Annotated in this window: 25 protein-coding genes and 2 tRNA genes; 6 read left to right on the forward strand and 21 right to left on the reverse strand. The window is 58.3% G+C overall.

The window, feature by feature from the left end; translation table 11 throughout:
• Positions 1–342, forward strand: a 342-nt coding sequence (locus MRX98_RS10530) for a hypothetical protein (protein ID WP_246907004.1), incomplete at its 5' end; no start/stop codon positions are given.
• Positions 343–715: 373 nt separating this feature from the next.
• On the opposite strand, the gene MRX98_RS10535 is transcribed toward MRX98_RS10530, so the two are convergent.
• Both MRX98_RS10535 and MRX98_RS10540 read right to left on the reverse strand, forming a co-directional pair.
• Positions 716–1,420, reverse strand: a complete 705-nt coding sequence (locus MRX98_RS10535) for a DUF2062 domain-containing protein (RefSeq protein WP_246907006.1) — start codon at positions 1,418–1,420, stop codon at positions 716–718.
• 109 nt (positions 1,421–1,529) lie between these two features.
• Entirely contained in the window at positions 1,530–2,351 is an 822-nt protein-coding gene (locus MRX98_RS10540; RefSeq protein WP_246907009.1) for a hypothetical protein, read from the reverse strand.
• A 917-nt stretch (positions 2,352–3,268) separates the two neighbouring features.
• Here MRX98_RS10540 and MRX98_RS10545 point away from each other — a divergent pair.
• Together MRX98_RS10545 and MRX98_RS10550 are read left to right on the forward strand one after the other, a co-directional pair.
• Positions 3,269–4,627 (forward strand): sigma-54-dependent transcriptional regulator, encoded by a 1,359-nt coding sequence (locus tag MRX98_RS10545; RefSeq protein ID WP_246907016.1) that lies wholly within the window; start codon positions 3,269–3,271, stop codon positions 4,625–4,627.
• A gap of 155 nt (positions 4,628–4,782) precedes the next feature.
• Positions 4,783–5,232: a response regulator gene (locus tag MRX98_RS10550; RefSeq protein ID WP_246907018.1), complete on the forward strand. Its 450-nt coding sequence runs from the start codon at positions 4,783–4,785 to the stop codon at positions 5,230–5,232.
• Between the two features lie 179 nt (positions 5,233–5,411).
• Here MRX98_RS10550 and MRX98_RS10555 read toward each other — a convergent pair whose 3' ends face one another.
• On the reverse strand, positions 5,412–5,816 hold the full coding sequence (locus tag MRX98_RS10555) for a hypothetical protein (protein ID WP_246907019.1): 405 nt from the start codon (positions 5,814–5,816) through the stop codon (positions 5,412–5,414).
• Between MRX98_RS10555 and MRX98_RS10560 the strand changes: the two genes are divergently transcribed.
• A complete protein-coding gene (locus tag MRX98_RS10560) occupies positions 5,805–6,254 on the forward strand; it encodes a hypothetical protein (protein ID WP_246907021.1) in 450 nt (149 codons plus the stop codon). The genes MRX98_RS10555 and MRX98_RS10560 overlap by 12 nt on opposite strands.
• A gap of 18 nt (positions 6,255–6,272) precedes the next feature.
• On the opposite strand, the gene MRX98_RS10565 is transcribed toward MRX98_RS10560, so the two are convergent.
• From MRX98_RS10565 to tadA, 6 genes are all read right to left on the reverse strand, one after another.
• On the reverse strand, positions 6,273–7,190 hold the full coding sequence (locus MRX98_RS10565; RefSeq protein WP_246907023.1) for an MBL fold metallo-hydrolase: 918 nt from the start codon (positions 7,188–7,190) through the stop codon (positions 6,273–6,275).
• 4 nt (positions 7,191–7,194) lie between these two features.
• Positions 7,195–8,073, reverse strand: coding sequence for an HDOD domain-containing protein (locus MRX98_RS10570; protein WP_246907025.1), 879 nt, complete (start codon positions 8,071–8,073; stop codon positions 7,195–7,197).
• Between the two features lie 178 nt (positions 8,074–8,251).
• A complete protein-coding gene (locus tag MRX98_RS10575) occupies positions 8,252–8,533 on the reverse strand; it encodes an integration host factor subunit alpha (RefSeq protein WP_246907026.1) in 282 nt (93 codons plus the stop codon).
• A 190-nt stretch (positions 8,534–8,723) separates the two neighbouring features.
• Positions 8,724–8,800, reverse strand: a tRNA-Pro gene (locus MRX98_RS10580).
• A gap of 271 nt (positions 8,801–9,071) precedes the next feature.
• On the reverse strand, positions 9,072–10,361 hold the full coding sequence (locus tag MRX98_RS10585; protein WP_246907028.1) for an adenylosuccinate synthase: 1,290 nt from the start codon (positions 10,359–10,361) through the stop codon (positions 9,072–9,074).
• Positions 10,362–10,554: 193 nt separating this feature from the next.
• Positions 10,555–11,100, reverse strand: a complete 546-nt coding sequence (gene tadA, locus MRX98_RS10590; protein WP_343217753.1) for a tRNA adenosine(34) deaminase TadA — start codon at positions 11,098–11,100, stop codon at positions 10,555–10,557.
• A 103-nt stretch (positions 11,101–11,203) separates the two neighbouring features.
• On the opposite strand from tadA, the gene MRX98_RS10595 reads away from it, so the two are divergent.
• A tRNA-Arg gene (locus MRX98_RS10595) sits at positions 11,204–11,280 on the forward strand.
• A 614-nt stretch (positions 11,281–11,894) separates the two neighbouring features.
• Here MRX98_RS10595 and MRX98_RS10600 read toward each other — a convergent pair.
• Positions 11,895–12,299 (reverse strand): hypothetical protein, encoded by a 405-nt coding sequence (locus MRX98_RS10600; RefSeq protein ID WP_246907030.1) that lies wholly within the window; start codon positions 12,297–12,299, stop codon positions 11,895–11,897.
• A 340-nt stretch (positions 12,300–12,639) separates the two neighbouring features.
• Between MRX98_RS10600 and MRX98_RS10605 the strand changes: the two genes are divergently transcribed.
• Complete coding sequence (locus MRX98_RS10605) at positions 12,640–12,813, forward strand: hypothetical protein (protein ID WP_246907033.1); 174 nt, start codon at positions 12,640–12,642, stop codon at positions 12,811–12,813.
• Positions 12,814–12,946: 133 nt separating this feature from the next.
• Here the strand turns inward: MRX98_RS10605 and MRX98_RS10610 are convergent, their stop codons facing one another.
• From MRX98_RS10610 to MRX98_RS10660, 11 genes are all read right to left on the reverse strand, one after another.
• Positions 12,947–14,224, reverse strand: a complete 1,278-nt coding sequence (locus tag MRX98_RS10610; protein ID WP_246907035.1) for a phage major capsid protein — start codon at positions 14,222–14,224, stop codon at positions 12,947–12,949.
• A 273-nt stretch (positions 14,225–14,497) separates the two neighbouring features.
• Positions 14,498–14,770 (reverse strand): hypothetical protein, encoded by a 273-nt coding sequence (locus MRX98_RS10615; protein ID WP_246907037.1) that lies wholly within the window; start codon positions 14,768–14,770, stop codon positions 14,498–14,500.
• A gap of 20 nt (positions 14,771–14,790) precedes the next feature.
• A complete protein-coding gene (locus MRX98_RS10620; protein ID WP_246907045.1) occupies positions 14,791–15,246 on the reverse strand; it encodes a hypothetical protein in 456 nt (151 codons plus the stop codon).
• Positions 15,247–15,251: 5 nt separating this feature from the next.
• Complete coding sequence (locus MRX98_RS10625; protein WP_246907047.1) at positions 15,252–15,587, reverse strand: P27 family phage terminase small subunit; 336 nt, start codon at positions 15,585–15,587, stop codon at positions 15,252–15,254.
• Positions 15,588–15,776: 189 nt separating this feature from the next.
• Positions 15,777–16,028, reverse strand: a complete 252-nt coding sequence (locus MRX98_RS10630) for a hypothetical protein (RefSeq protein WP_246907049.1) — start codon at positions 16,026–16,028, stop codon at positions 15,777–15,779.
• Positions 16,028–16,876 carry a P-loop NTPase family protein gene (locus tag MRX98_RS10635; protein WP_246907051.1) on the reverse strand — a complete coding sequence of 283 codons (849 nt, stop codon included), beginning with the start codon at positions 16,874–16,876 and terminating at the stop codon, positions 16,028–16,030. The genes MRX98_RS10630 and MRX98_RS10635 overlap by 1 nt, the downstream gene beginning before the upstream one ends.
• Positions 16,877–16,887: 11 nt before the next feature.
• A complete protein-coding gene (locus MRX98_RS10640) occupies positions 16,888–17,640 on the reverse strand; it encodes a helix-turn-helix domain-containing protein (protein WP_246907055.1) in 753 nt (250 codons plus the stop codon).
• Between the two features lie 84 nt (positions 17,641–17,724).
• Positions 17,725–18,309: a hypothetical protein gene (locus MRX98_RS10645; protein WP_246907057.1), complete on the reverse strand. Its 585-nt coding sequence runs from the start codon at positions 18,307–18,309 to the stop codon at positions 17,725–17,727.
• 5 nt (positions 18,310–18,314) lie between these two features.
• Positions 18,315–18,497, reverse strand: a complete 183-nt coding sequence (locus MRX98_RS10650; RefSeq protein ID WP_246907059.1) for a hypothetical protein — start codon at positions 18,495–18,497, stop codon at positions 18,315–18,317.
• Between the two features lie 104 nt (positions 18,498–18,601).
• Positions 18,602–19,168, reverse strand: a complete 567-nt coding sequence (locus MRX98_RS10655; protein WP_246907061.1) for a hypothetical protein — start codon at positions 19,166–19,168, stop codon at positions 18,602–18,604.
• A gap of 7 nt (positions 19,169–19,175) precedes the next feature.
• Entirely contained in the window at positions 19,176–20,495 is a 1,320-nt protein-coding gene (locus tag MRX98_RS10660) for an integrase family protein (RefSeq protein ID WP_246907062.1), read from the reverse strand.
• Positions 20,496–20,636 lie beyond the last annotated feature (141 nt).

The following is a 20,636-nucleotide window of genomic DNA, read 5'->3' on the forward strand; positions in this document are numbered from 1 at the left end:
GACCGAAATTTCAACACCCTCTTCGCTGAGCAGCTCCACAATCTGTCCCGCGGAAAGCATCTGTTTGCGCCAGTCGACAATCTTGGTCCGAACTTGAGCCGAAACGCGGCGACGCTGGACAGCCCCTTGCGCGACAGGCTCTGCAAGGTCAATTTTGCCGTGAACGAATTGATGCCGCAAAAGACGCGTGTACCCGGGAGTGTACCCGAATTTATCCGCGACGACCTTGTGGGGCAGCCGATCCACGAACATTGCCCTCAGCGCCTCGTACCGGCGTTGCCACTCGAATCGGGGATGAAGGAAAAATTTGGCATCACGCATGCTTTGTGTTATATGGTATGACGTTTTACAAGTCAATAATAAATTACATAAAACATGATAACTTTTTTGCCTGTTTTCTTCTAAGACAATGTTCGTCCATGGTTTTACATTTGATATTATTGCATTTTATATGTATTTTTAATTCGTTCAGCGATCCTCATACATCCAGACTTCATGTTTTAACTATTACAATATAATAATGAAGCGTCATTGCATATAACATCATTTGCGTTCGACCCCCTGCCAGACGATTAAATTTCAATGTCGCAGGCTTGAATGTGTGTTACGAAAATCGGTGTTAAAACTTAATACTTAACACTTAAAACTACCCATATTGCATCAAATTACAACAACCCCAACCAACCCAACCAACCCAAACAACTCAACAAACCCCCTACCCCCTCCGCTTCTTCCTCTCCGCCTTCTTCCTCTGCGCCCTTTTCTTTTTCCGATTTTCCCGTTTCAGCCGCAACCGTTCGGCTTGTTCGTGCATCTTTTCCTTGAAGACCTCTTTGTTGTGACGCATGCGGGCTTTCTGGACCGCGATTTTGTCTTTGAGGCGTTGCTGGTACTGAACCACGGCGGTGTAGGCCAGGTAGTAGCCGACGATGGCCAGGGGGATGCCGAGGATGATGCCGCCCAGGGTCATGGCGCCGAGGATTTCGGGGGCTTTCTTGACGGCTTCGATCAGGGCGTTGAGGTTGGGTTCGCCCATCAGGTTGCGCAGGGTGTGCAGCCCCATCAATCTGGCGCCGATGAAGTAGGTCAATCCGTAGATGAAGGGGGCGCTGAGGGGGTTGGTGACCCACACGGCGATGGCGGCGGCCAGCTTGCTCCATTTGAGCAGGGCGGCCAGGAAGATGGCGATGGCCATCTGCACCCCCATGGTGGGGGAGACGGCCACGAAGAGGCCCAGGGCGAACCCCAGGGCGATCTCGCGCGGTTCGCCCCGCAGCTTGAGAAACCGGATGTAGGTTCTCAGCAGCAGCCGGCGCAAAGGTGTGCCGCGCAGGGCTTGCACATTCTGCATCTTGGTGCGATGACGCGCCCCTGCGTCGGACGAGAGGGCCTCGGGATTGTCTCGATCCGGATCGTTCATAAAGACGTAACAGCACTCTATATGGTGGTCGCACCCCACCGGCGACCCATGCGTCGCACGGCCTCGCGGAACAGCTTTCTTTATCTCAAACGGCATTGCATTGCAAAGGTTAGATCGCTTCCTGCGAATCGGCCAAGCCTTGTTCGTGCGCCAGGGCCAAACCTTGTCCCGTCAATTGTGCGATGACGGCCCATTTTTCCCGGGCGGGACCGGTTGGCGGCTGCACAGGGGCATCGATTTGCAGGTGTTGCTGGAGACTTGCGAACAACCAGGCCATGACACGGGCCGCGGCTTCGGCGATCACGGCGGGGGTTTGTCGACGCAGGGCATTTTTGAGACGCGCTTCCAGATCGGCGGCGGTGTCGTCGGGATGGCCGTCGGACGGGGTCAGGCGCAACTCCCTGAGCAACTGGTTGAGGCGCAACCGCTTGGCCACGGCCCGCCGCTCGCCGAGGTAGCCCAGCACCATGTGGGTCATGAAGGCGCCGCTCTGGATCAGGGTTTCCATGCGGCGGGTGGTTTCCAACAAGGGATGGTCGTCCGGCAGGGCCATGCGCACCAGGGTGATGTTGCCCCAGACGGCCATCAGCAGGTTGTTGTAGCGGTGGGAGAGGAATCGGATCAGGGCACGGATGTCTTGAGTGCGGGAGATGGTCTGTGATCGACCGTGATCGGCCTCCCCTTTTCTGCGTGCCGGTTGATGCCGCGCGACCTCTTCTTGAGCCGCCGGGGGCGCCAGGGGCACGCGAAAAATCGACGGTCTTTCCGTGCCGCTCTTGGCGTCGGCCGGGACGGGGGCGCCCCCACCGGGAACGGCCGGGGGCGCGTCCCGCAGCCCTTCGATGAACAGGTCGGTCAGCAGGGGGATGATATTCCGCTCGGCGGTATCCGGCGGGCACGGGGTCTCGGCATCGACATTACCGGTCAGCATCGTTCTCTCCTCAGCAGGTGCATGCCAAAATCGACAAAAAAACACGATTATTGGCATTAGCAATTCATGTGCCACATCCGAAGATGCCGGTTTTAGGTCATTTTTCAATGATTTCCAACGTGTTGGAGTCAATGATTTGACGGGTGACCTATTTGATGGGTGACGGGGAGATGACCGGCGGGTCATCATAGCGCGCCGGTAAACCAAGCATAATGTTGTTCGTCGGTATGGGTCGCGTTGTTGGAATTCAGGTGTCGGTTGTTGGGTGTGTTGCACAAACGCCGGCCCATCCACCGCCGTGGGGGCACGGGGTGTTGTACCCATGCAGGGTGATCGGTGCTCCCCGAGCACGGCATGCCGTGCCCCTACGGGGGTGTATGCCTCAATGCGTGGCAGGCCCCATCTTCCCGACCACCCCCAAACACATATAATCGATAGAATTCATTAACTTAAAACTTAACACTTAAAACTTAAAACTGCCCAACGGCGCCCAACCAGTCCCCCGACACCAACTTTTGCCTTAAACGTTCATCATTCCCAACCCGCCCAACCAGCATCCTTGACACTCCCCCCATCCAATGGCATATGTAAACCTAATATCAAACGGTTGCGCTGGCGTTGCCTTTGGTGGCCATTTCGCTGCGAAGGGTTGTGAACAGTGATGCCGGATAGGCTGTTGTCGCTTTTTTTCCTTATTTTGACAATACATGGGATGGTGGTACGGACGCCGCGAGGGGTTGTGCCCACGGAATGACCGGCACGGGCGTTACCCGGGCCGCATCCATGGCAAGGCGATGTCGAAGCGGCCCGGCAGCGGAAGCGCGAAACGGGGTCGCCCACCGCCGTTTGCGGGGTGCAACGGTGCAATGCCGGCGCCGGCGGCGGTGGGCTGAGAGAGGGTTGGGGCATTAGGCTTTATGCAAGAATTTCCGATATTGTTCGTCGATGACGATCAGCAGATCCTGGATGTGGTGGCCACCTACCTGGATCGCAACGGTTACCGGGTGGATGCTGCGGGGAACGGCAAGGCGGCCCTGGAAAAAATCAAGCAGCGGGATTATGCGGCCGTTTTCACCGATCTGATCATGCCCGACATCAGCGGGTTGGACCTGCTCAAGTCGATCAAGTCCATCAGCCCGGCCACGGAAGTGATCATCGTCACCGGCTACGGCACCATCGAGTCGGCCATCGAGGCGCTCAAGCTGGGCAGCTACGATTACTTGCAAAAACCCATCAACTTCGAGCGGCTCAAGCTTCTCATCGACCGCATCGCCGAAAAGCGCAAGCTGCAACTGGAAAACGTGCTGATCAAGCGGCGCCTGAAGGACCGCTACAATTACGACCAGTTGGTGGGCAAGAGCGGCAAGATGCAGCAGATTTACGAGGTGATCGACCGCATCAGCAGCGGCAGTCCCACGGTGCTGATCCAGGGCGAGAGCGGCACGGGCAAGGAGCTGGTGGCCAATGTGATCCACCAGAACAGCGTGCGCCGCGACAAGCCGTTCATTCCGGTCAACTGCGGGGCCATTTCCGAGGGATTGCTGGAAAGCGAGCTGTTCGGCCATGTGAAGGGGGCCTTTACCGGGGCGATCAAGGACAACATAGGGCTGTTCAAGGCGGCCGACGGCGGCACCATCTTCCTGGACGAGATCGCCGAGGTGCCGCCCAGTTTGCAGGTCAAGCTGCTGCGGGCGCTGCAGGAGCGCAAGATCCGGCCGGTGGGCGACACCCGCGAGAGCGATGTGGATGTGCGGGTGATCGCCGCCACCAACAAGAACCTGGAGGAGGAGATCCGCAAAAAGACCTTCCGCGAGGATCTTTACTATCGGTTGAACGTGATCTTCATCCAGATGCCGCCCCTGCGCGAAATCAAGGACGACATCCCCCACCTGGTGCATCACTTCATGGCCAAGTTCAGCCGGGACAGCCACCGGGTGGTGGAGCGCATCTCCCCCGAAGCCCTGGACCTGTTGCTGGACTACGACTGGCCGGGCAATGTGCGCCAATTGGAAAATGTCATCGAACGGGCCTTCGCCCTGGGCATGGGCGACACCATCCAGGTGGTCGACCTGCCGCCGGAGGTACGCAAAACGGGCGGCTCCAACAACATCGGCAACCAGACCCTCAACCTCAGCGAAAACGAAAAGCTGCTCATCGGCCGCGCCCTCAAGCAAACCAACGGCAACAAGGCCGAAGCCGCCAAGCTTCTGGGAATCAACTTGACAACCGTCTACCGAAAGATGGAAAAATACAAAATGAACCACCAAAGCCGGTAACCCAAAAAAACCCCACATCCAATCGACAGAATTCCTTAACTTAAAACTTAACACTTAACACTTAAAACTCTATTTTAACTCAACAAACCCAACAAACACAATAAACCCAACAAACTCAATAAACTCAATAAACTCAACAAACGCTTGGAGGAACGATGTCCGAAGGCCTGGATGTAATCATCGTGGATGACGATCCCGCCGTGTGCGAGCTGATTGAAACCATCGTCAAGCGCTTCTACACTTGGGGCGATGTGTTGGCCTTCACCGATCCGGATGAGGCGTTGCAGTATTGCCACGGCCGGGACATCGGGGTGGCCATTTTCATCGTGGATGTGTTCCTGGGCGGGGTGAGCGGCTTCCATTTTCTGGACTCGGTGGAGGCCAAGTTCCCCACGGCCCACTCAGACGCCATCATCATCACGGGCAATGCCAGCGACGACATCGTCAACATGTGCATCGCCTCGGACGTCAACCACATGCTGGAAAAGCCGATCAAGCCCTACGCGCTGCAATTGGCGGTGCGCGCCATCGCCGAAAAGTACCTGAAGTTCGCCAAGAAGCTTTTCCAGGATCCGGAGTTTGCGCGCAACGTTTCCGGTTTGTGATCTTCAGCGTCCCCCTTGCATTGCCGTTGCAAGGGCACGGCATGCCGTGCCCCTACGCCTGATGGGCAAGGCCGCTACGCTGTCGATTTCAAAATCGCTGCGGCCTTCCATTTTGGCCTGAAGACTTGGCCGAGACAATTGATCTGAACCCCAATTTGCCATTTCCGGATGAACACTTTCTAGGCAACTTTTTCCTTGTGCGCTTTGCATAGGGCAATTCGTGCATTGCGGTGGTGGGTTGTGTCGATGGACCGGTCGTCGTGACGAGGCGTATCGGTGGTCGGGAGAGTGACAGGCGGCGGCGCACCGATTTTGTTGGATATCGGATCTGAATTGCCATTATCCTTTGGAATAATGGCATATTTTTGCTGGTTGGGCATGGAACGACGACCGGCGTGCATCGGTCGGTACGCGTCGCAAGGGGCGTTTTGGTTGGTTTTTTTTTGCGGCCGTTGTCTGCGTTGTGCATGATACTTGCTTCGGATGGGATGAACGGGATTGAATGGGGTCGGGCCAAGGTGATGCGGGATGATGCGCCGCCGCCCGCCCCGGTACGATAATGAGAGGTTTTTATGAAGATTCATTGGAACGATCCGCTGCAGCAGGGCGCGACCACGCAAAAACCGGCCACACCGGCCAAGCCGGGGCAACCCGCTTTCGCCGATGTGCTGCGCAAGGCCGCCGATGGTGGGGCGGCGGCACCACAAAAACCGGCCGCCCCCTCCCCCGGCATGCGGATTGCGACCGCGCCCCCGGTGGCAGCGGCGGCGCCGACGCAGGTGCACGCGGCCACCGACCGGATGCTGGCGGCCATGGAGCGCTATCGCAATCTGCTGGGCGATGGCAGGGTCAGTTTGCGGCAGTTGGCGCCGGCCCTGCGGGAAGTGGAAGCCGAGCTGAACCGCCTTGAACCGCTGGCGGCGTCCCTGCCTGCCGATGACCCGGTCAAGCAGATCGCCGACAGCACGATGGTGCTGGCCGGCAAGGAGATCGCGCGCTTCATGTCCGGGGCTTACGTTTAAAAGGCGCCGGGCCTTCCATCAGACCTCCACCACCATGCCTTCCTTGGCAAAGAAGACGGTGGTGTCCGGGGCGCCGGGGTCGGGCCGGCAGTAGCGCTCGGTGAAGGCGTCCAGCTGGTCGTCGGTGCGTTGGGGGTCGTGGTGGAACAGGGCGAGCTGTTTGACCCGGTTGCGGCGGGCGATGTCGATGGCCTGCTCGATGGGAAAGTGGCCCCAGCCCACGCGGTCGGCCTGGTACTCCTGCCGGGTGTACTGGGTGTCGAAGACCAGCAGGTCGGCGTCCTGAACGAACTGTTCCAGGCGCAGGGTTTCCTCGGCCACCACCTGCTCGCCGCGGGCTTCCATGACCGGATCGTAATCGGGATCGTCGGGGTCGCAGGCAAACAGGTTGACATAGGGTTCGGTGTCGTAGGCGGTGCAGAACACCTTGCCGTTGAATTCGAAGCGGTATCCCAGGCACAGCAGGGGGTGGTTGAGGAACTTGGTGCGCAGATGCAGGCCCTGTCCCAGGTCGTATTCCGACTCCTTGAGGTGCACATAGCGCACGTTGGCGGAAAGATCTTCGTGGCGCACGGGAAAGTAGCGGTAGGTCCACTGGCCGCTGAGCACCTCCTTGAGGGGCTCTTCCTCGAAGGTGACCGGCCCGTGGATGGTCAGTTGCGAGCCGGGCAGGTAGATGGGGGCGAAAAAGGGAAACCCCATGATGTGGTCCCAGTGGGTGTGGGTCAGGAAGATCTCCGCGCGGATGCCGCCGCTCCCGTGCCGGGACAGCATGTGATTGCCCAGCTCGCGAATGCCGGAGCCGGCGTCGATGATGATCCGCCGGTCGATTTCCGGCAGGTGGAGTTCCAGACAGGCGGTGTTGCCGCCGTAGCGCACCGTGGCCGGCCCCGGGCATGGAATGGAGCCCCGCACACCCCAGAAAGTGATCCGCATCACCCTATCCTTTGCGACTCTGTTTGAGAAACACCTTGGCTTTTTCCACCTCCGCCAGCACCCGCGGTTCCATGGCGGCCACCGTTGCCACATCGGTGCCGATGCGCTCGACGAGTTCCTGGATCAGCAGCCGGTCCTGGTAATCGTCGCCCGCGGTGGCGATCCGGAACTGATGGGCCATCTGGTTGGCCAGGCTGACGAAAAGCAGCAGCCGGTCCGGCCGGCAGCCCTCCGCCAGGGGCTGGTGGTGGTGCACCACGGCATGCTGCATGGCCGCGTTGAGTTTCCACTTGGCGCCGATGAGCCATCCCACCTGGCAGTGATCGAACCCCACCTCCTGCCGTTCGGCCTTGAACAGCGGCACCTCCTGTTCCCGGCAGCGGCGCATGGCCCGCGAGTAGGCATCGGCAAAGCAGGCCGCCATGGGCAGCTTGCCCAGGTCGTGCAGCAGCCCGGCCACGAAATACTCCTCCTGCTCCATGGGCGGCACCCCGTCGAGCCGCGCGATCTCCTTGGTGGCGGCGCCCACGCAGAGGCTGTGGGCCCAGAAATCGTCGATGGCGAACAGGGCGTTCGCCTTGCTGCCTTTGAAGGCCGCCAGCACCGAGGTGGCCAGCACCAGGTTCTTGACCGTGTTGACGCCCAGCATGATGATGGCCCGGGTCAGGGATCCGATCCGGTTGGGCAGACTGTAATAGGCGGAATTGATCAGCTTGAGCACCTGGCCGGCCAGTACGGGGTCCAGGGAGATCACCCGGTTCAGCTCCTGGGGCGATGCGAAGGGATTGTTGCACACTTCCAGCACCTTGGCGACGGTGGTGGAAAGGCTGGGCATCCGCGCAATGTGGAGCTGAATGGTTTTTAAACGCGCCTCGGGGGTCATGGGGCGGTTACTTTCCGACCGACCTGCGGGGATGCGGGGTTGCCTCGGCCACGGCCAAGGCGTTGCGGCAAGGGATCTTCACCGACGCGCTGCCGTGCGACCGCTGGGGGCCGTGAAGGCGGGGGCGCTGTTGGGCGGACGCCAAAGGAAACGCCCGCCATGGTGCCCCCCCGATTCTTCAGGAATTGATCTTCTCGCGCAATTTGCCGGAACATTTGAACGTGACCACCTTGCGCTGGGACAGGATCAGATCGTTGCCGGTGGCGGGGTTGCGGCCGCGCCGCTCCCGTTTGTTTTTGACGCAGAACTTTCCGAAGCCGCTGATCAGCACGTCTTCATTGTTTTCCAAAGTCCGTTTGATGATTTCAATCAACTCTTCGACAACTTCGGTGCTCTTGTTCTTGGGAAATGGCAGCTCTTCGTGAATGATCTCCACAATCTGGGCTTTGGTCAGCGTCATGATACAACGGCTCCTTTATTGTCGTCTATCGTCCTGCTCGCGAATCCTCGCATGTCGTGTATCGCCTGCAATATCAATGATCTAATGTGATCCCTGTTTATTGTCAAGAAAATAAGTGCGTTATCCTTGAAAAAGTTGCCGGCCAACAAAAAACGGGCTGCCCGAAAAAGGTGCAACCCGTTGATTTCATTGGTCGGGACAGCAGGATTTGAACCTGCGACCCCAGCGTCCCGAACGCTGTGCTCTACCAGACTGAGCCATGTCCCGTTTAAAGCGCCGTTTTTACGCCATCATCATCCGCTTGTCAATCAAAAATAGAGGCCTCTGCCAGGGCAATCGCATGTTGAAATCATGTTGAATCAAGTGGAAAGGGTTTGCGGGCAGTTTTAAGTTTTAAGTGTTAAGTTTTAAGTTAATGAATTCTGTCGTTTAGATGTGTGTGTAAGGGGAAGTCGTGTGTTTCGGGGGTGGCACTGGCGACCAGTTGCCGGTGCCACCCCCGGTCCAGAGGCGGGGATGAAACCACGACGAAAGTTCGCTATCCCAGCGGATTTTGCAGCACCATGGTCTGGTTGCGCTGCGGGCCCACCGAGATGATCTGGACGGGCACGCCGCTCAGGGCCTCGATGCGGTCCAGGTAGCGGCGCACCTTGTCCGGCAACCGGTCGTAACGGTCGATGCCGGAAATATCCTCTTCCCAGCCATCGATGGTTTCATAGACCGGTTCGCATTCGGCCAGCACATGCAGGTTGGCCGGGAAGGTGTCCATGATTTTGCCCTTGTAGCGATAACCGATGCAGATCTTCAGCTCTTTGAGGCCGCCGAGCACGTCCAGCTTGGTGATGGCCAGCCCCGTCAGGCCGTTGAGGCGCACGGCGTTGTTCAGGATCACCATGTCCAGCCAGCCGCAACGACGCCGGCGGCCGGTGGTGGCGCCGAACTCGGCACCCTTTTCCTGCATGTAGTCGCCCACCGCGTCGAACAGCTCCGAGGGAAAGGGGCCGGCCCCCACGCGGGTGGTGTAGGCCTTGACCACCCCCAGCACGCCGTCGATGCGGGTGGGCCCGACGCCGGCGCCGCAGCAGGCGTTGCCTGAAACGGTGTTGGATGAGGTGACGAAGGGATAGGTGCCGTGGTCGATGTCCAGATGGGTGCCCTGGGCCCCCTCGAACAGGACCTTGCGCCCCGCGGCCATGGCGCTGTTGACCACCACCGAGGCATCGGTCACGTGGGGCGCCAGCCGCCGGGCCATGGCGCTGTACTCTTCGGCAATGGCCTCGCGGGACATGGGCGCTTCATGGAAATAGTGTTCCAGGTAAAAATTTTTCTCCGGCAGAATGTCGGCCAATTTGCGGTTGAACACCTCCGGGTCGATCAGGTCCGCGAAGCGCACTCCCCGCCGGGTGGCCTTGTCCTCGTAGGCCGGGCCGATGCCGCGGCCGGTGGTGCCGATCTTGTCCTTGCCCTTCTGTTTTTCCCGGGCCTTGTCGATCTCCTTGTGGTAGGGCATGATCACCTGGGCCCGCTCGCTCACCATGAGGTTCTCCGGTTCGCAGGCCACTCCCTTGCCGGACAGATAATCCATCTCCTCGATCAGCACGCCGGGATCGACCACCACCCCGTTGCCGATCAAACACATCTTGCCCTGCAGAATGCCCGACGGCACCAGATGACTGATGGTCTGCTCGCCATTGACCACCATGGTGTGCCCCGCATTGTTGCCGCCCTGGAAACGGACCACCACATCGGCGTCCGCCGCTAAAAGATCGACGATTTTACCCTTGCCCTCGTCCCCCCACTGGGTTCCAATGATCACGATATTGGCCACCGGTTACTCCTTTTACCTTGCCGCGCTGCGCGCTAAGCGAAATCGGTCAAACGGTTGGTTCCTGCTCCGCTGCGAAGCGGCCGTCGGGCACACGGGGCGCCGCGACCACGAACATTAAAGTATTACATTAAAAAGACTGTCCAATGCACCATTATTAAATCGTAAACGAATCAGATAGAAAACACGACCGGCATCATTCAAACGTGCCGCCAGGCACATCCCCCTCCTGATCCACGGCACGGCCCGGCAGGGCCCGGCGCCGGACCTGAAAAAAGGCGCGCATCAACTCCCGGCACGCCTCGAGGCACACACCGCCCGTCACTTGCGGCCGATGGTTCAGCCGGATGTCCCCCGAAAAGTCATACAAAGAGCCCGCCGCTCCCCATTTGGGATCGGGGGCTCCATAAACCAGCCGGGCCACCCTGGCGTGAACGATGGCGCCCATGCACATCAGACAGGGCTCGACAGTAGCATATAAGGTGGTTGATAACAAACGATAGTTTCCCACCCGGCGGGCCCCCTCGCGGATCGCCAGCATCTCGGCATGGGCGCTGGGGTCGCACAGGCCGATGGTGCGATTGCGGGCAGCGGCCAGCAACTCCCCCCGCCCGTCCACCAGCACGGCCCCCACCGGCACCTCCCCCTCCGCCGCCGCCGCCCGCGCCTCGATCAGCGCCAACCCCATGAAACGGCGATCGGCATCCGCTGCCGTTTCCGCCCGCTCGTCCCGCTCTACCAATGGCCCCGCCCCACCCTGACGAATTTCACAAAATCTCCAACAAACCATTGACAACCCGCCGACTATAGCTTAAACAATGCCCCGGTTTCAATCGCTTTCATCCGCGCCCGTAGCTCAGCTGGATAGAGTGCCGGACTACGAATCCGTAGGTCGCAAGTTCGAATCTTGCCGGGCGCGCCAATAAAAACAAGGGGTTACGCTAAAAACGTAACCCTCTTTTTTTGGAAAAATCGCCCGTGTAAGCGGTGGTGTAAGCATATCCGGTCAATGCCCTGGTAGTGCCCCCTCTTATTATATAAGGAGCGGCCCCCATGGCACCCACCAGGGCCCCCCACGGCCTTGCCCGTACTGGTCCCGGCATGCTTGGCGGCCTTGGTGCGGGTTTCACGTTCTCGCTCTCTGGCCTTGCGGTGGTCTTCGCAATCAGGGCATTGCTTTAGATTTACAGGGTAAACGCATCCGCAGTCGCAATGGTAATATCGAGGGGGCGCTGGACTTTCCGTCAAATTTGACGGAATGTTGTTTTTAAGGTCGGTTCGCTCTCCCTGCCGATTTTTCGCTTCAGCCTCATACAGCGCCTCGGCGGAAACGCCGGTTTGCGATGCTATTTTTTCGGCGGTGTCGGTGGAGGGTTCAATCAATTGCTCATTGTGAGCATTTGATTTTTCGCTTTTCCTGTCGCCCCCCATACCCTTCTTCGCCCGCTCATAAATCCGGCCACGGATGGTGTCTGCAATTGCAGACAAAAAAAGGGCCACCCCGAAGGGCGGCCCCGATGGTGCGGTTGTGGTCGGCTACCAATCGCCGTTGGCGGCCCTCTTGGCTTTCCATTCCAGAAAGTCCACCACATTGGCCGGGCGTGATTTGTGCAGCCCACATGCAATCAGGCCCTGAATCAGGATGCGGTTCGCATACAGGGTTTTTCTGGCTTGGGACAGCTGGGTCTGAAACCCCTTGATGCCGCCCTCGGTCAACGGCTCCCCCGTCCTCTTGTGAACAGGATTGCGCAGCCGCTGCTTTGCCTCTGTTAAGACGCACGCATGTATACGCTGGCGTCTAAGCGCCTCGGAAAACACCCTCTCGTCCCCTGCGACCGCCCGGTCAAAATCCCTGACCATAAAAAGGCCGTGAAAATGCTTAACCCCCAGCACCCGCCCCGACACTTTATCTCTCCAGAAAATGATTTTGTCCCTGTCCATGTGACCACCCCCATAAAAACGAAACGCGTCTGGATGTCCTACGGCTTATGACGGCCGCCGGGCCCTTGCGGGTTCCCGCATCCAGACGCGCTTGGTTTTTTGGAAAGTCGGCATTGCGTAGTTCCCACGGTCATAATTTTTAGGATATTGTGACCATGCCACGGCCCCAACGCCCCGTCAAGCGAAAATCAACACACCAGGGGCGCACCTACTCGACGAACGCCCCTTGGCCTATGCCTTGGTATGGGTTAAATTCACGCCATGGCCGGGGCCCACGCATGGCGCGCCGGATGGCATTAGGGTGGCGGCCCAGGACAAGCGCCAGCAGGGATAGCACCCCATGCAGCTCGTCAAGGGTCAGGGATGGTTCGGCGAGACGATAGCGGTCACAATCGACACAACAGAAAAGGCAATCGGCATGGGCGGCAGCGGTCAAACAGGAATAGTAGTGGGCGCAATCGGGAAGGCGGGGTGGCAATGGTTCGTTGGGCAACAGCATCGGCACCCCTTTTGAGGAAGGAGCGGCCGCCCCACCCGAAGGTAAGGGCGGCCCCAAATGAAAACGTACCCAGTGCGCCCGTTATTCGGCAACTGCCCAGGACACGGTACGCTGGTCCTGTCGCGGGACCGTCCCGCGAAACTGTATGCTAAGCGCTGCGGCTACCCGCCAAGCACACAAAATGACCAACATCGTTGGAGCCCTTGAACGGACTGATCGGCGCCGACAGCACCGGCTGACCATCAATCCGCATCACGAACCGGAAAACCGATTCATCGTAAACGAACCGAACGTGGATGCTCATTGCAGCATCAATGCCGCCCTTCTCGGCCAGGATGTAGCCGTTGGAGAAGTCGCCGAGGATGATGTCGCCGGCGGTGTCGGGTGCCTGGCATTGCTCGATGGGAATCACCGGGCGGCCGAAGATCGTGCCATAGGGGGCTTGAGACAGCCCCTGCGCGGGCATATACAAGGGCGCCACGCCGCCGGATGAACCTTCCAGGGTCAACAAATACAACTGCGGGAGTAATTCTTGATTTATCAGCCAAACAGCACTTTTTTGTGAAGCGGGAAGTAGGCGCGCCCACATTTTGACTATATTTTCAGGAACAAGGGTGCCGGCCGCTTGGCTTTCAGCGGCTTGGGTAACCAGACCGCCGCTGTTCAAGATGCCCAGCGGCTGGGTGGCACCGGTGCCGTTGATGATGGCATCGTCCAGAGCAAAGGCCAGCTCATCGCGGGCCATGCGGCCGATGGCTTCGGTAAGCACGGTGCTGTCCTGCAACAGCTCGTCGGTGGCGTAAATCAGCACGGCCGACTTTTTCAACTCCAAGTCGATCTGGCGGAATTTGGGTTTGCTGGCGGTCTTCTCTTCGGCTTCACCAACCCAATAACTTCGCACGCCACCCCAACGGCTGCCGGTGGCACGGGACGTTTCGTCAAGGCCTGGAATCTTGATTCCATTGCTGTTGCCGCTGATTTGGATACGCCTGCACAATTTGGCAACTTGGCCGCTTTCGTAAACGTTTTGCAGCAGTTCGGCCGCGAATTGCTTCTCAATCAAAAACCCGCCATCGGAGGGCACGGTTTCGTTCAGACCAGAAGCAGAGTTGACCACCTGATGCAAGCGATTGTCCACGGGGCCGCCAGGGATACCGGCATCGCGGATGGCACGGAGCTGTTCGCCAAAAGAGTTGAACAGGGTGCGGTCGGTAGTACGGCCGCCGCCGAGTTGGACGGTCAACGCCCGCTGGGGCATGTGGTCCAGTTCGTTTTGCAGCTTCGCAATCGCTTCGTTGTACTCGGCCATCAAGGCCTGTTCAGGCTTGGTGAGTTGGCGACCATCGGCGGCCGCACGTTTACGCAGGGTTTCGACTTTGCTTTCGACAAATTCAATGTCGGATTGTACTCCGTTTGCTGTCCTCATGGTAGATTATCCTTTCGAATAGGAAGTGTTTGAATCGTGTGTTTTGCCTACTCCCATCCGAAGGTCAACATCCCGTTGAATTTCGAATCGGTTCCGCTGGAATCCTTGCCAACGTCCCGTATGGGTCCGGTTTCCAACTTCTCCGCGCAACGTCCCGTTGCACATCGCATCTTTAAGTGGTTGCCTATGGTGCTATACCCTTTCCGCGTCGGTCCTGTCAGCGTCCCGCTGAAGGCTTGTGCAGCGTCCCGCTGCAATAGCCTCGGACCTATACTATTCAAGTATCTCATCGACCACACCCATTGCCGCCGCACATTGCGTCACCGCATCGGCCAAGAGCGCCTTGGTCGCAACAGATATGCATTGCAGCCCCAGCACATCGCCGGCGGCCGCCAGTTGAGTGCAGGCCACGCCCAAGTTGAGCAGCACATCGGCATAGCGTTTGCTGATTTCGTGGGCCTTTTGGTCCACTTGCTCGGCGGTGAGGGATTGTTTTGATTCGGGTGGGCCAAAATTCCATGATGCTTTTCCAAGTGAGTGTGCCATTTTGCTATTCTCCTATAATACTACGTTTGTGGGTTGAAAGCAATGATTTTATGCTTTTCCTTTTCCTGCAACAGTCCGTGTTTGTGTAGAAAAGCCGCTTGCTTCTCCGGCGTCCACCGTGACCGCCTCTGCGCCTGCGCAACGGCCTTTTGGTAGTGGTCAGGGTCACTGCCCTGGTCGGCAGGATTCGCCGCGTCTGGGGCGTCCCAGGTCCACCAGGGCAGCGGCCGCGTGCCGGGGTTTCTGGCGATGAATGCAGCCAGAAATTCGCCGCCGTATTCTTTCCACAGGTTAGACGGATGCCGCGCCTTGGCAGGGTCCAGCAGCGGCGGGCCTTCTCCGTCGAACAGGCGAAAGTAGTAACAGGCGGTCGGCCAGGGGGAAAAATCCTCATACGGCAGGCGCCGGCCATCGCTGGCCAGGTATCGCTCCTGCCATGCTTCCAGTGGTGCAATGCTTGCTTTCTTTATCGCCATCTTGTTCACCTCGCGAACTGCTTGCCGGGGCCCGGCGGTCGGCCCACGCCGCGCTTGGGGTCGGGTTCGGGTTGACAGATACCGAGCAAGCGGCACCCGGCGAGAAAACCAGCCCAGGCGTTTTTTGCTATTTCACACGCTGGATGCTTGCGGACCAATCCGGCTTCGGTGACGAAGGTCATGCCCGCTTGCTCGATTTGGTCGGTAGCCTTCCAGAACAGGTCGAGGTTTTGACAGGTCGCCATCACAACCCGCTGCTCGTCGTCTGGGAACTGCCAGGTTTGGTGGAGGGTCTTGAAAAACTGCGTTGTCTCTTTATGCCATTTGGGATTCGGTTTCATGCTTTCCTCAAAACAATTGTTTCGAATTATTTTCTAAAAATTGAGAGTCATGGGGCGGTTTCGGCGACTAAGGGTTGTGAAGATTGAAACCGGCATACCCCCCAATTTTAATTCGCGTTATTGCGTGCGGGGGGCCAGGTCCGGTTGCAGTCCTGGCGGCCCATACGATATGGGTGGCCCCGGTGGTCATCAGCACACCTCCCACACATCAGCCTTGGTAAACGTCAGCTTGTCTCCGCGCCGCAGACCATCACACGGGGTGTCTTCGATTTCGGCGACGAACACCTTCTCCTGTCGCCGATGCTCGGCGACGCGGCACCAGATGGCTGAACCGGTGCGGGCGTAGAGTTTGACAATCGAACCGGGACGAAGCCCATGCAGCTCATGCGGCTGAGGTCGAAGGTCCGGCGGCCACATTGAATCGGGTTGTGATAACTCCATTACACACCCCCTTTCAGTCTTCTGTCCCGACCGTCCAACCTGATCACCGTGCACATCTCGGTTATACGGCTTGCAATCCGGTCGTTCAGATGTTCGGCCAGCTCGGCCAGGGACAAATTGGAAGTAAAGAACGTTCGCCGGTTGTCGCGGTATCGCCTATCCACTATCAGGTAGATCATGCCCAGCGCCCACTCGGTTGGCTTCTCCACCCCAACATCGTCCAGTAGGAGCAGCGGCACATCCGACACCTCTTCCAGGATCCCCTCTTCGGTATCGCCACCCCTGGTGTTGTATGTGCCGCGCACCTCGTGAAGCACTTCCTGTATCGACGTCAGAAGCGGATAGCGATGAAATTCACGCAGTTGATATTCCCCCTTAGGGTCAGTGTAAATCGCTTTACCTACAGCCTCTGAGCGCATCACAGCGCACAATAAATGCGTCTTGCCACTACCCACCGGGCCATGGATATAAACGCCACGATCATCGGGAATGGCGTCGATGATAGTCGCCGGAAAATCACCAAGCCGTGCATGGCGGTGGCGCTTCGGCATACCACGATCACGCAGCGTAACATCCATGTCCCGGTCCCTGGCCGCCACCAGAACGGCAAGCCTACACTGTTGACACTCCATGATCTCCCACATCTGCGCCCGCTGTGGAGTGAATGTCGCCACCAAAGGCGCTCCGCAGTCTGTGCAAATTTTTTCCGGTGGGTACTGCCTCAACAGGTCAATCACATCGTCCGGCACCTTCGGGTAGAAGTTATGCCATACGTCGCGGGAGACTTCGAACCAACCACCCACCTTCAACCTTTCTTCCAATGTCGCAAGGTCCATCTGTGTTTCCATCGGCTTTCCCTTCATTCCAGATTGAATGTGAACTGCTCTATATTGTCGTACTTGGACCGAATCGCCGCCCGATCCGTCCCACCGTTGTCCCTATGGTCCTTCGCCGCCCGCGCCATCCAGCCGTTGACGAAACGCATGGCGCCCTTCCGCGTCTTTCGCTTGTCTGGATTTGCAAAACACCAGGAACGGATTTTTTTCAACTCACTCTCGATATTGATACCAGGATACGCGGTCTGTAATTCTTGCACTGCATCATCACCCACATGGAAGGTGTCGCCGTTTTTCAACAAAAAGGAATGGACGTTTTTGCTAATAGTTGGTTTGGTATTTGATTTGGTATCTGATTTGGTAGACTGAACCTCTTTCAGTGCCTTTATGTCGTCAGGTTCAGTGCCTTTTGCACCAGGTTCAGTGCCTTTTGCTTCAAGGTGCTGAACCTCTTTCAGTGCCTTTGGGATTGTTGGATGGTAACAGTGCCGCCGCCAACCCTGCCCGTTGTGTCCCGCAACGGCCTTGAACAGCCATCCGGTTTCCACCGCGATATCCAGGTGCGTGCATACCGATCTTTCCGATATGCCGGCTGCCGTCGCTAAGGTGGCGGTCGATGGAAAGCAGTTGCCGCCGTCCGGATCCATAAACACGGTCAGGGCCAATAGCACCAACCGGGTTGTGGAATGCTCCGGCCCGTCCTTCGATGCTACGGCCCGCCGGTAGGCGAAGACAAAGCCTTGACCGCGCCCGCTATTTGCGTTATGATCAGTCATTCATTCGGTTCCCTTCACTCTCGCCCCGGCCGCCGTCCACGGTCGGGGTTGTTTTTTTGCTCCCACGGAGCAAGATGCGCCACCTCAAGTGCCCGGCGGTTGTGACTGTTCCGCAAGAAAGCCCAGGTACTTGCCAAGGGTGGTATGGAGGTCATAGACTTCGGACCAGGTTTGGGGCGCCACCTTGGTCAAGGGCGTTCCCGCATCGAGTAGGGCTTGTGCTGAAGAGACAAAATGCCGCCAAAACGCATCGGATTCAGCGTCAACCGGCACAGCTTCAAATGCTTCTTGTGCGGCCTTCAATTTTTCTGCTGCAACTTCGCGCCGGCACTCTGAGCACAGGCGGTCCTTTGCAGGGCGATGCAGACTTGCATGGGAAACATCTTCGGTCTTACATTTTTTGCACTTCGGCCATTCCATTTTGGATGCAGTTGCATCCACTTCCGACTTTCCGCGCTGAATCATTGCGCGAACCGTGTTGACCGGCTCGCCTGTTTCCTCTGCAATCTGCTGTGCCGCCGCCCTCTCGGACCTGACGGTCCCAGCCTCGACCAATGCGGCCGCCTGCTTGGCATAGGTGACGTTGCAACGGCCGGCGGCCTGCTCGGCCTTTTCGACAATCTGGGCGAAGTCGTTGGGGTCTGCGCAGTCGATAGTGATTCGTGCCATGGCGCCTACTCCTTTTCAAGCTGGAGTAGTTGCTCCACGGCTTTCGCCGGCCACATCAATCGCCCATTGGGCAGCTTGACCGGCCGCACGCCAAGGTAATGGCCCTTCACGCACAGCCCACGCCGCACGGAATCATTTTTTACGCCAAGGGATTCGGCAAATTTTGAAGTGGGAAGATACTGATTCATGGACAACCCCTTTCTTTATTGAGTTGTCCACAGAATAAGTCAGATGCTTGCGGCAATCAACGTTAAATCATTGATATTATTCAGAAAGTTGGCATCTAACCCGGCTAAGTGCCAACACGCTTTGATAGGATTGCGCGAATTGTCCGGGGCTTAAGGCAGTATTTGATGGCGTATTTTTCAGCGAAAGCACTGGCCGTCAGCCGATGCCGAAGTCGCCCGTAGTGGTCAATGATGGCCTGGTTGCGCTTTTCACGCTCTTTAGGTGCCACTCCTTCGCGGGTTCGGGGCTTGCTGGCCCGTTTCCTTTGCGTGTCGCTGGCCGCCGCAATTTGCTGTTTAGATGCGCTTGCGTAGAAGTCCCGCCACGACCAGTTTATATCCGATATGGCATCGCGCAGGGCATCAGGGTCGCCGATATGCTTGACGGTTGCGTTGACCACAATCAGCAGCGCCATAGCATCACCGTAGCATACTGTCAGGCCGTGGCGGTCCAGTTCATCCTTTATAAACGCTTCCAGGGGGTCGGCGATAACGAATCGGGTAAAGGATGGGATACGGTCCGGGGCTTCGGTCGCCAGGTTGTCGAGGTCCTGAAAAATCACCCCCCAGTCCGTGGGGTCCAACAGGGCCTTGATGCGGTCGGCCATCGGTGGTTTTCGTCGCTTGGTCATGGCGTCCTTATCCTTTCACGACTTGCAGCCCGGTCGTAACCTCCGCTGGCTGTTCTATTCCAGCCTGTTCTAAAATCCACGCCTCGATTTTAACGTGCCACATCCGCAACAAATCAAGCGGCCGGCGCCGGTAATGTTTTTCGGCGGTCGCGCTCGGCTTGTGGCCCATCAGTTGGGCGACAACCCCGGCGGGCACCTCCACCCACTCGGAAAGGGTCCCGAAGGATCGCCGCAGACCGTGCAAGGTCAAGCCCTCGATGCCCGCAGCGGCCAATGCCCGGTTGTGCGGAATCCTTGGTTCCTCAAGGCGCCCTGACGCGGCCTTGGGGCTTGAGAACACCCACGCATTGCGCCGGGGCAATGGCGCCAGCAGGGCCTTAATATAAGGTGTCAACGGTAGGGTCCGTTCACCCTCCACCTTGTCGTGAATGGTCATGCTGTCCCATCGAAAATCCACGCCATCCCACTTCAGCCCGGCAAGCTCATTGCGCCTGGCGCCGGTCAATAGCAGGGTTTGAAGGTATGCGGCCATCACCGGGTTCGATAGTCCGCGCACGGCCTTGAACCAAGCGCTTAACTGCTCCTTTTGCAAACAGTCGTCCTTGGCCCTACCCTTGGGTATGGTTTCGCGTTTGATGCGGGTTCCGCAGGCTTCCGGCGACACCAGGCCGGCATATTCAGGGTTGCGGTTGCACCAATTGACAAACGCGCGCAGTAAAGAAAAGGCAAGGCGGGTCCGCGTCCCACGCCGCCCGGCCTCTTTGGCGGCCCAGGCTTCGACCGTTGCCGGGGTCAGGTCAGCCAATTTCATGGGCATCAGTGACGCCAATGGTCCGGCCTTAATCTTGGTGCCCTTTTTCCCGCCGCGGGGCTTGACGGGTTCGCCGCCGGGCTTGGCAAGGTCCTGGTGGTCGAACAAGTGGCGCTCACTCCATTTGTGGGACCTGGCCTCGATATAGGCAGCCCATGCTTCGCCTACGGTAGCCGTTGCCCGCCGGGCTTCGGCCTGCTGCCGGGCGGTGTCGGCCACGGTTTGCTGTTTATCAATGCGGGGGTCAATACCCTTATCAATCAACCCCTGAAGGCGCCGCCCCTCCTGGCGCGCCCCTGGCGGGTCCGCTGAATCGATGGCCCAGGTCCGCACATCGCCTATTTTGACGCGGATGGATTTTCCGGCCAGACGGGATTGAAAAATGAACACCTTGGCGTTGGTGGTCGCCCGCACCCCCAGGCCAGGGACCACGCTGTCCCATAGAAAGGTTTGCTTGGTGTCGGCCGGGCATTGGAATTCCCGCACGCGGCCCGCTGTCAGTTTGACTTGTGCCATTTTACCGCCCTCCTGCTTACACTGCTTACACGGGTTTGACCTTCGGACGTATAATCCGCATCTGGTTTGTGTGGCTCCCGGTTCAAAATCCGTCGGTCGGGTTGTCAAAAAGTGCCCATATCGTGTAAGCATCATGTAAGC

Origin of the sequence: Desulfatitalea alkaliphila (assembly GCF_022968795.1) — a bacterium.
Taxonomy (GTDB): domain Bacteria; phylum Desulfobacterota; class Desulfobacteria; order Desulfobacterales; family Desulfosarcinaceae; genus Desulfatitalea; species Desulfatitalea alkaliphila.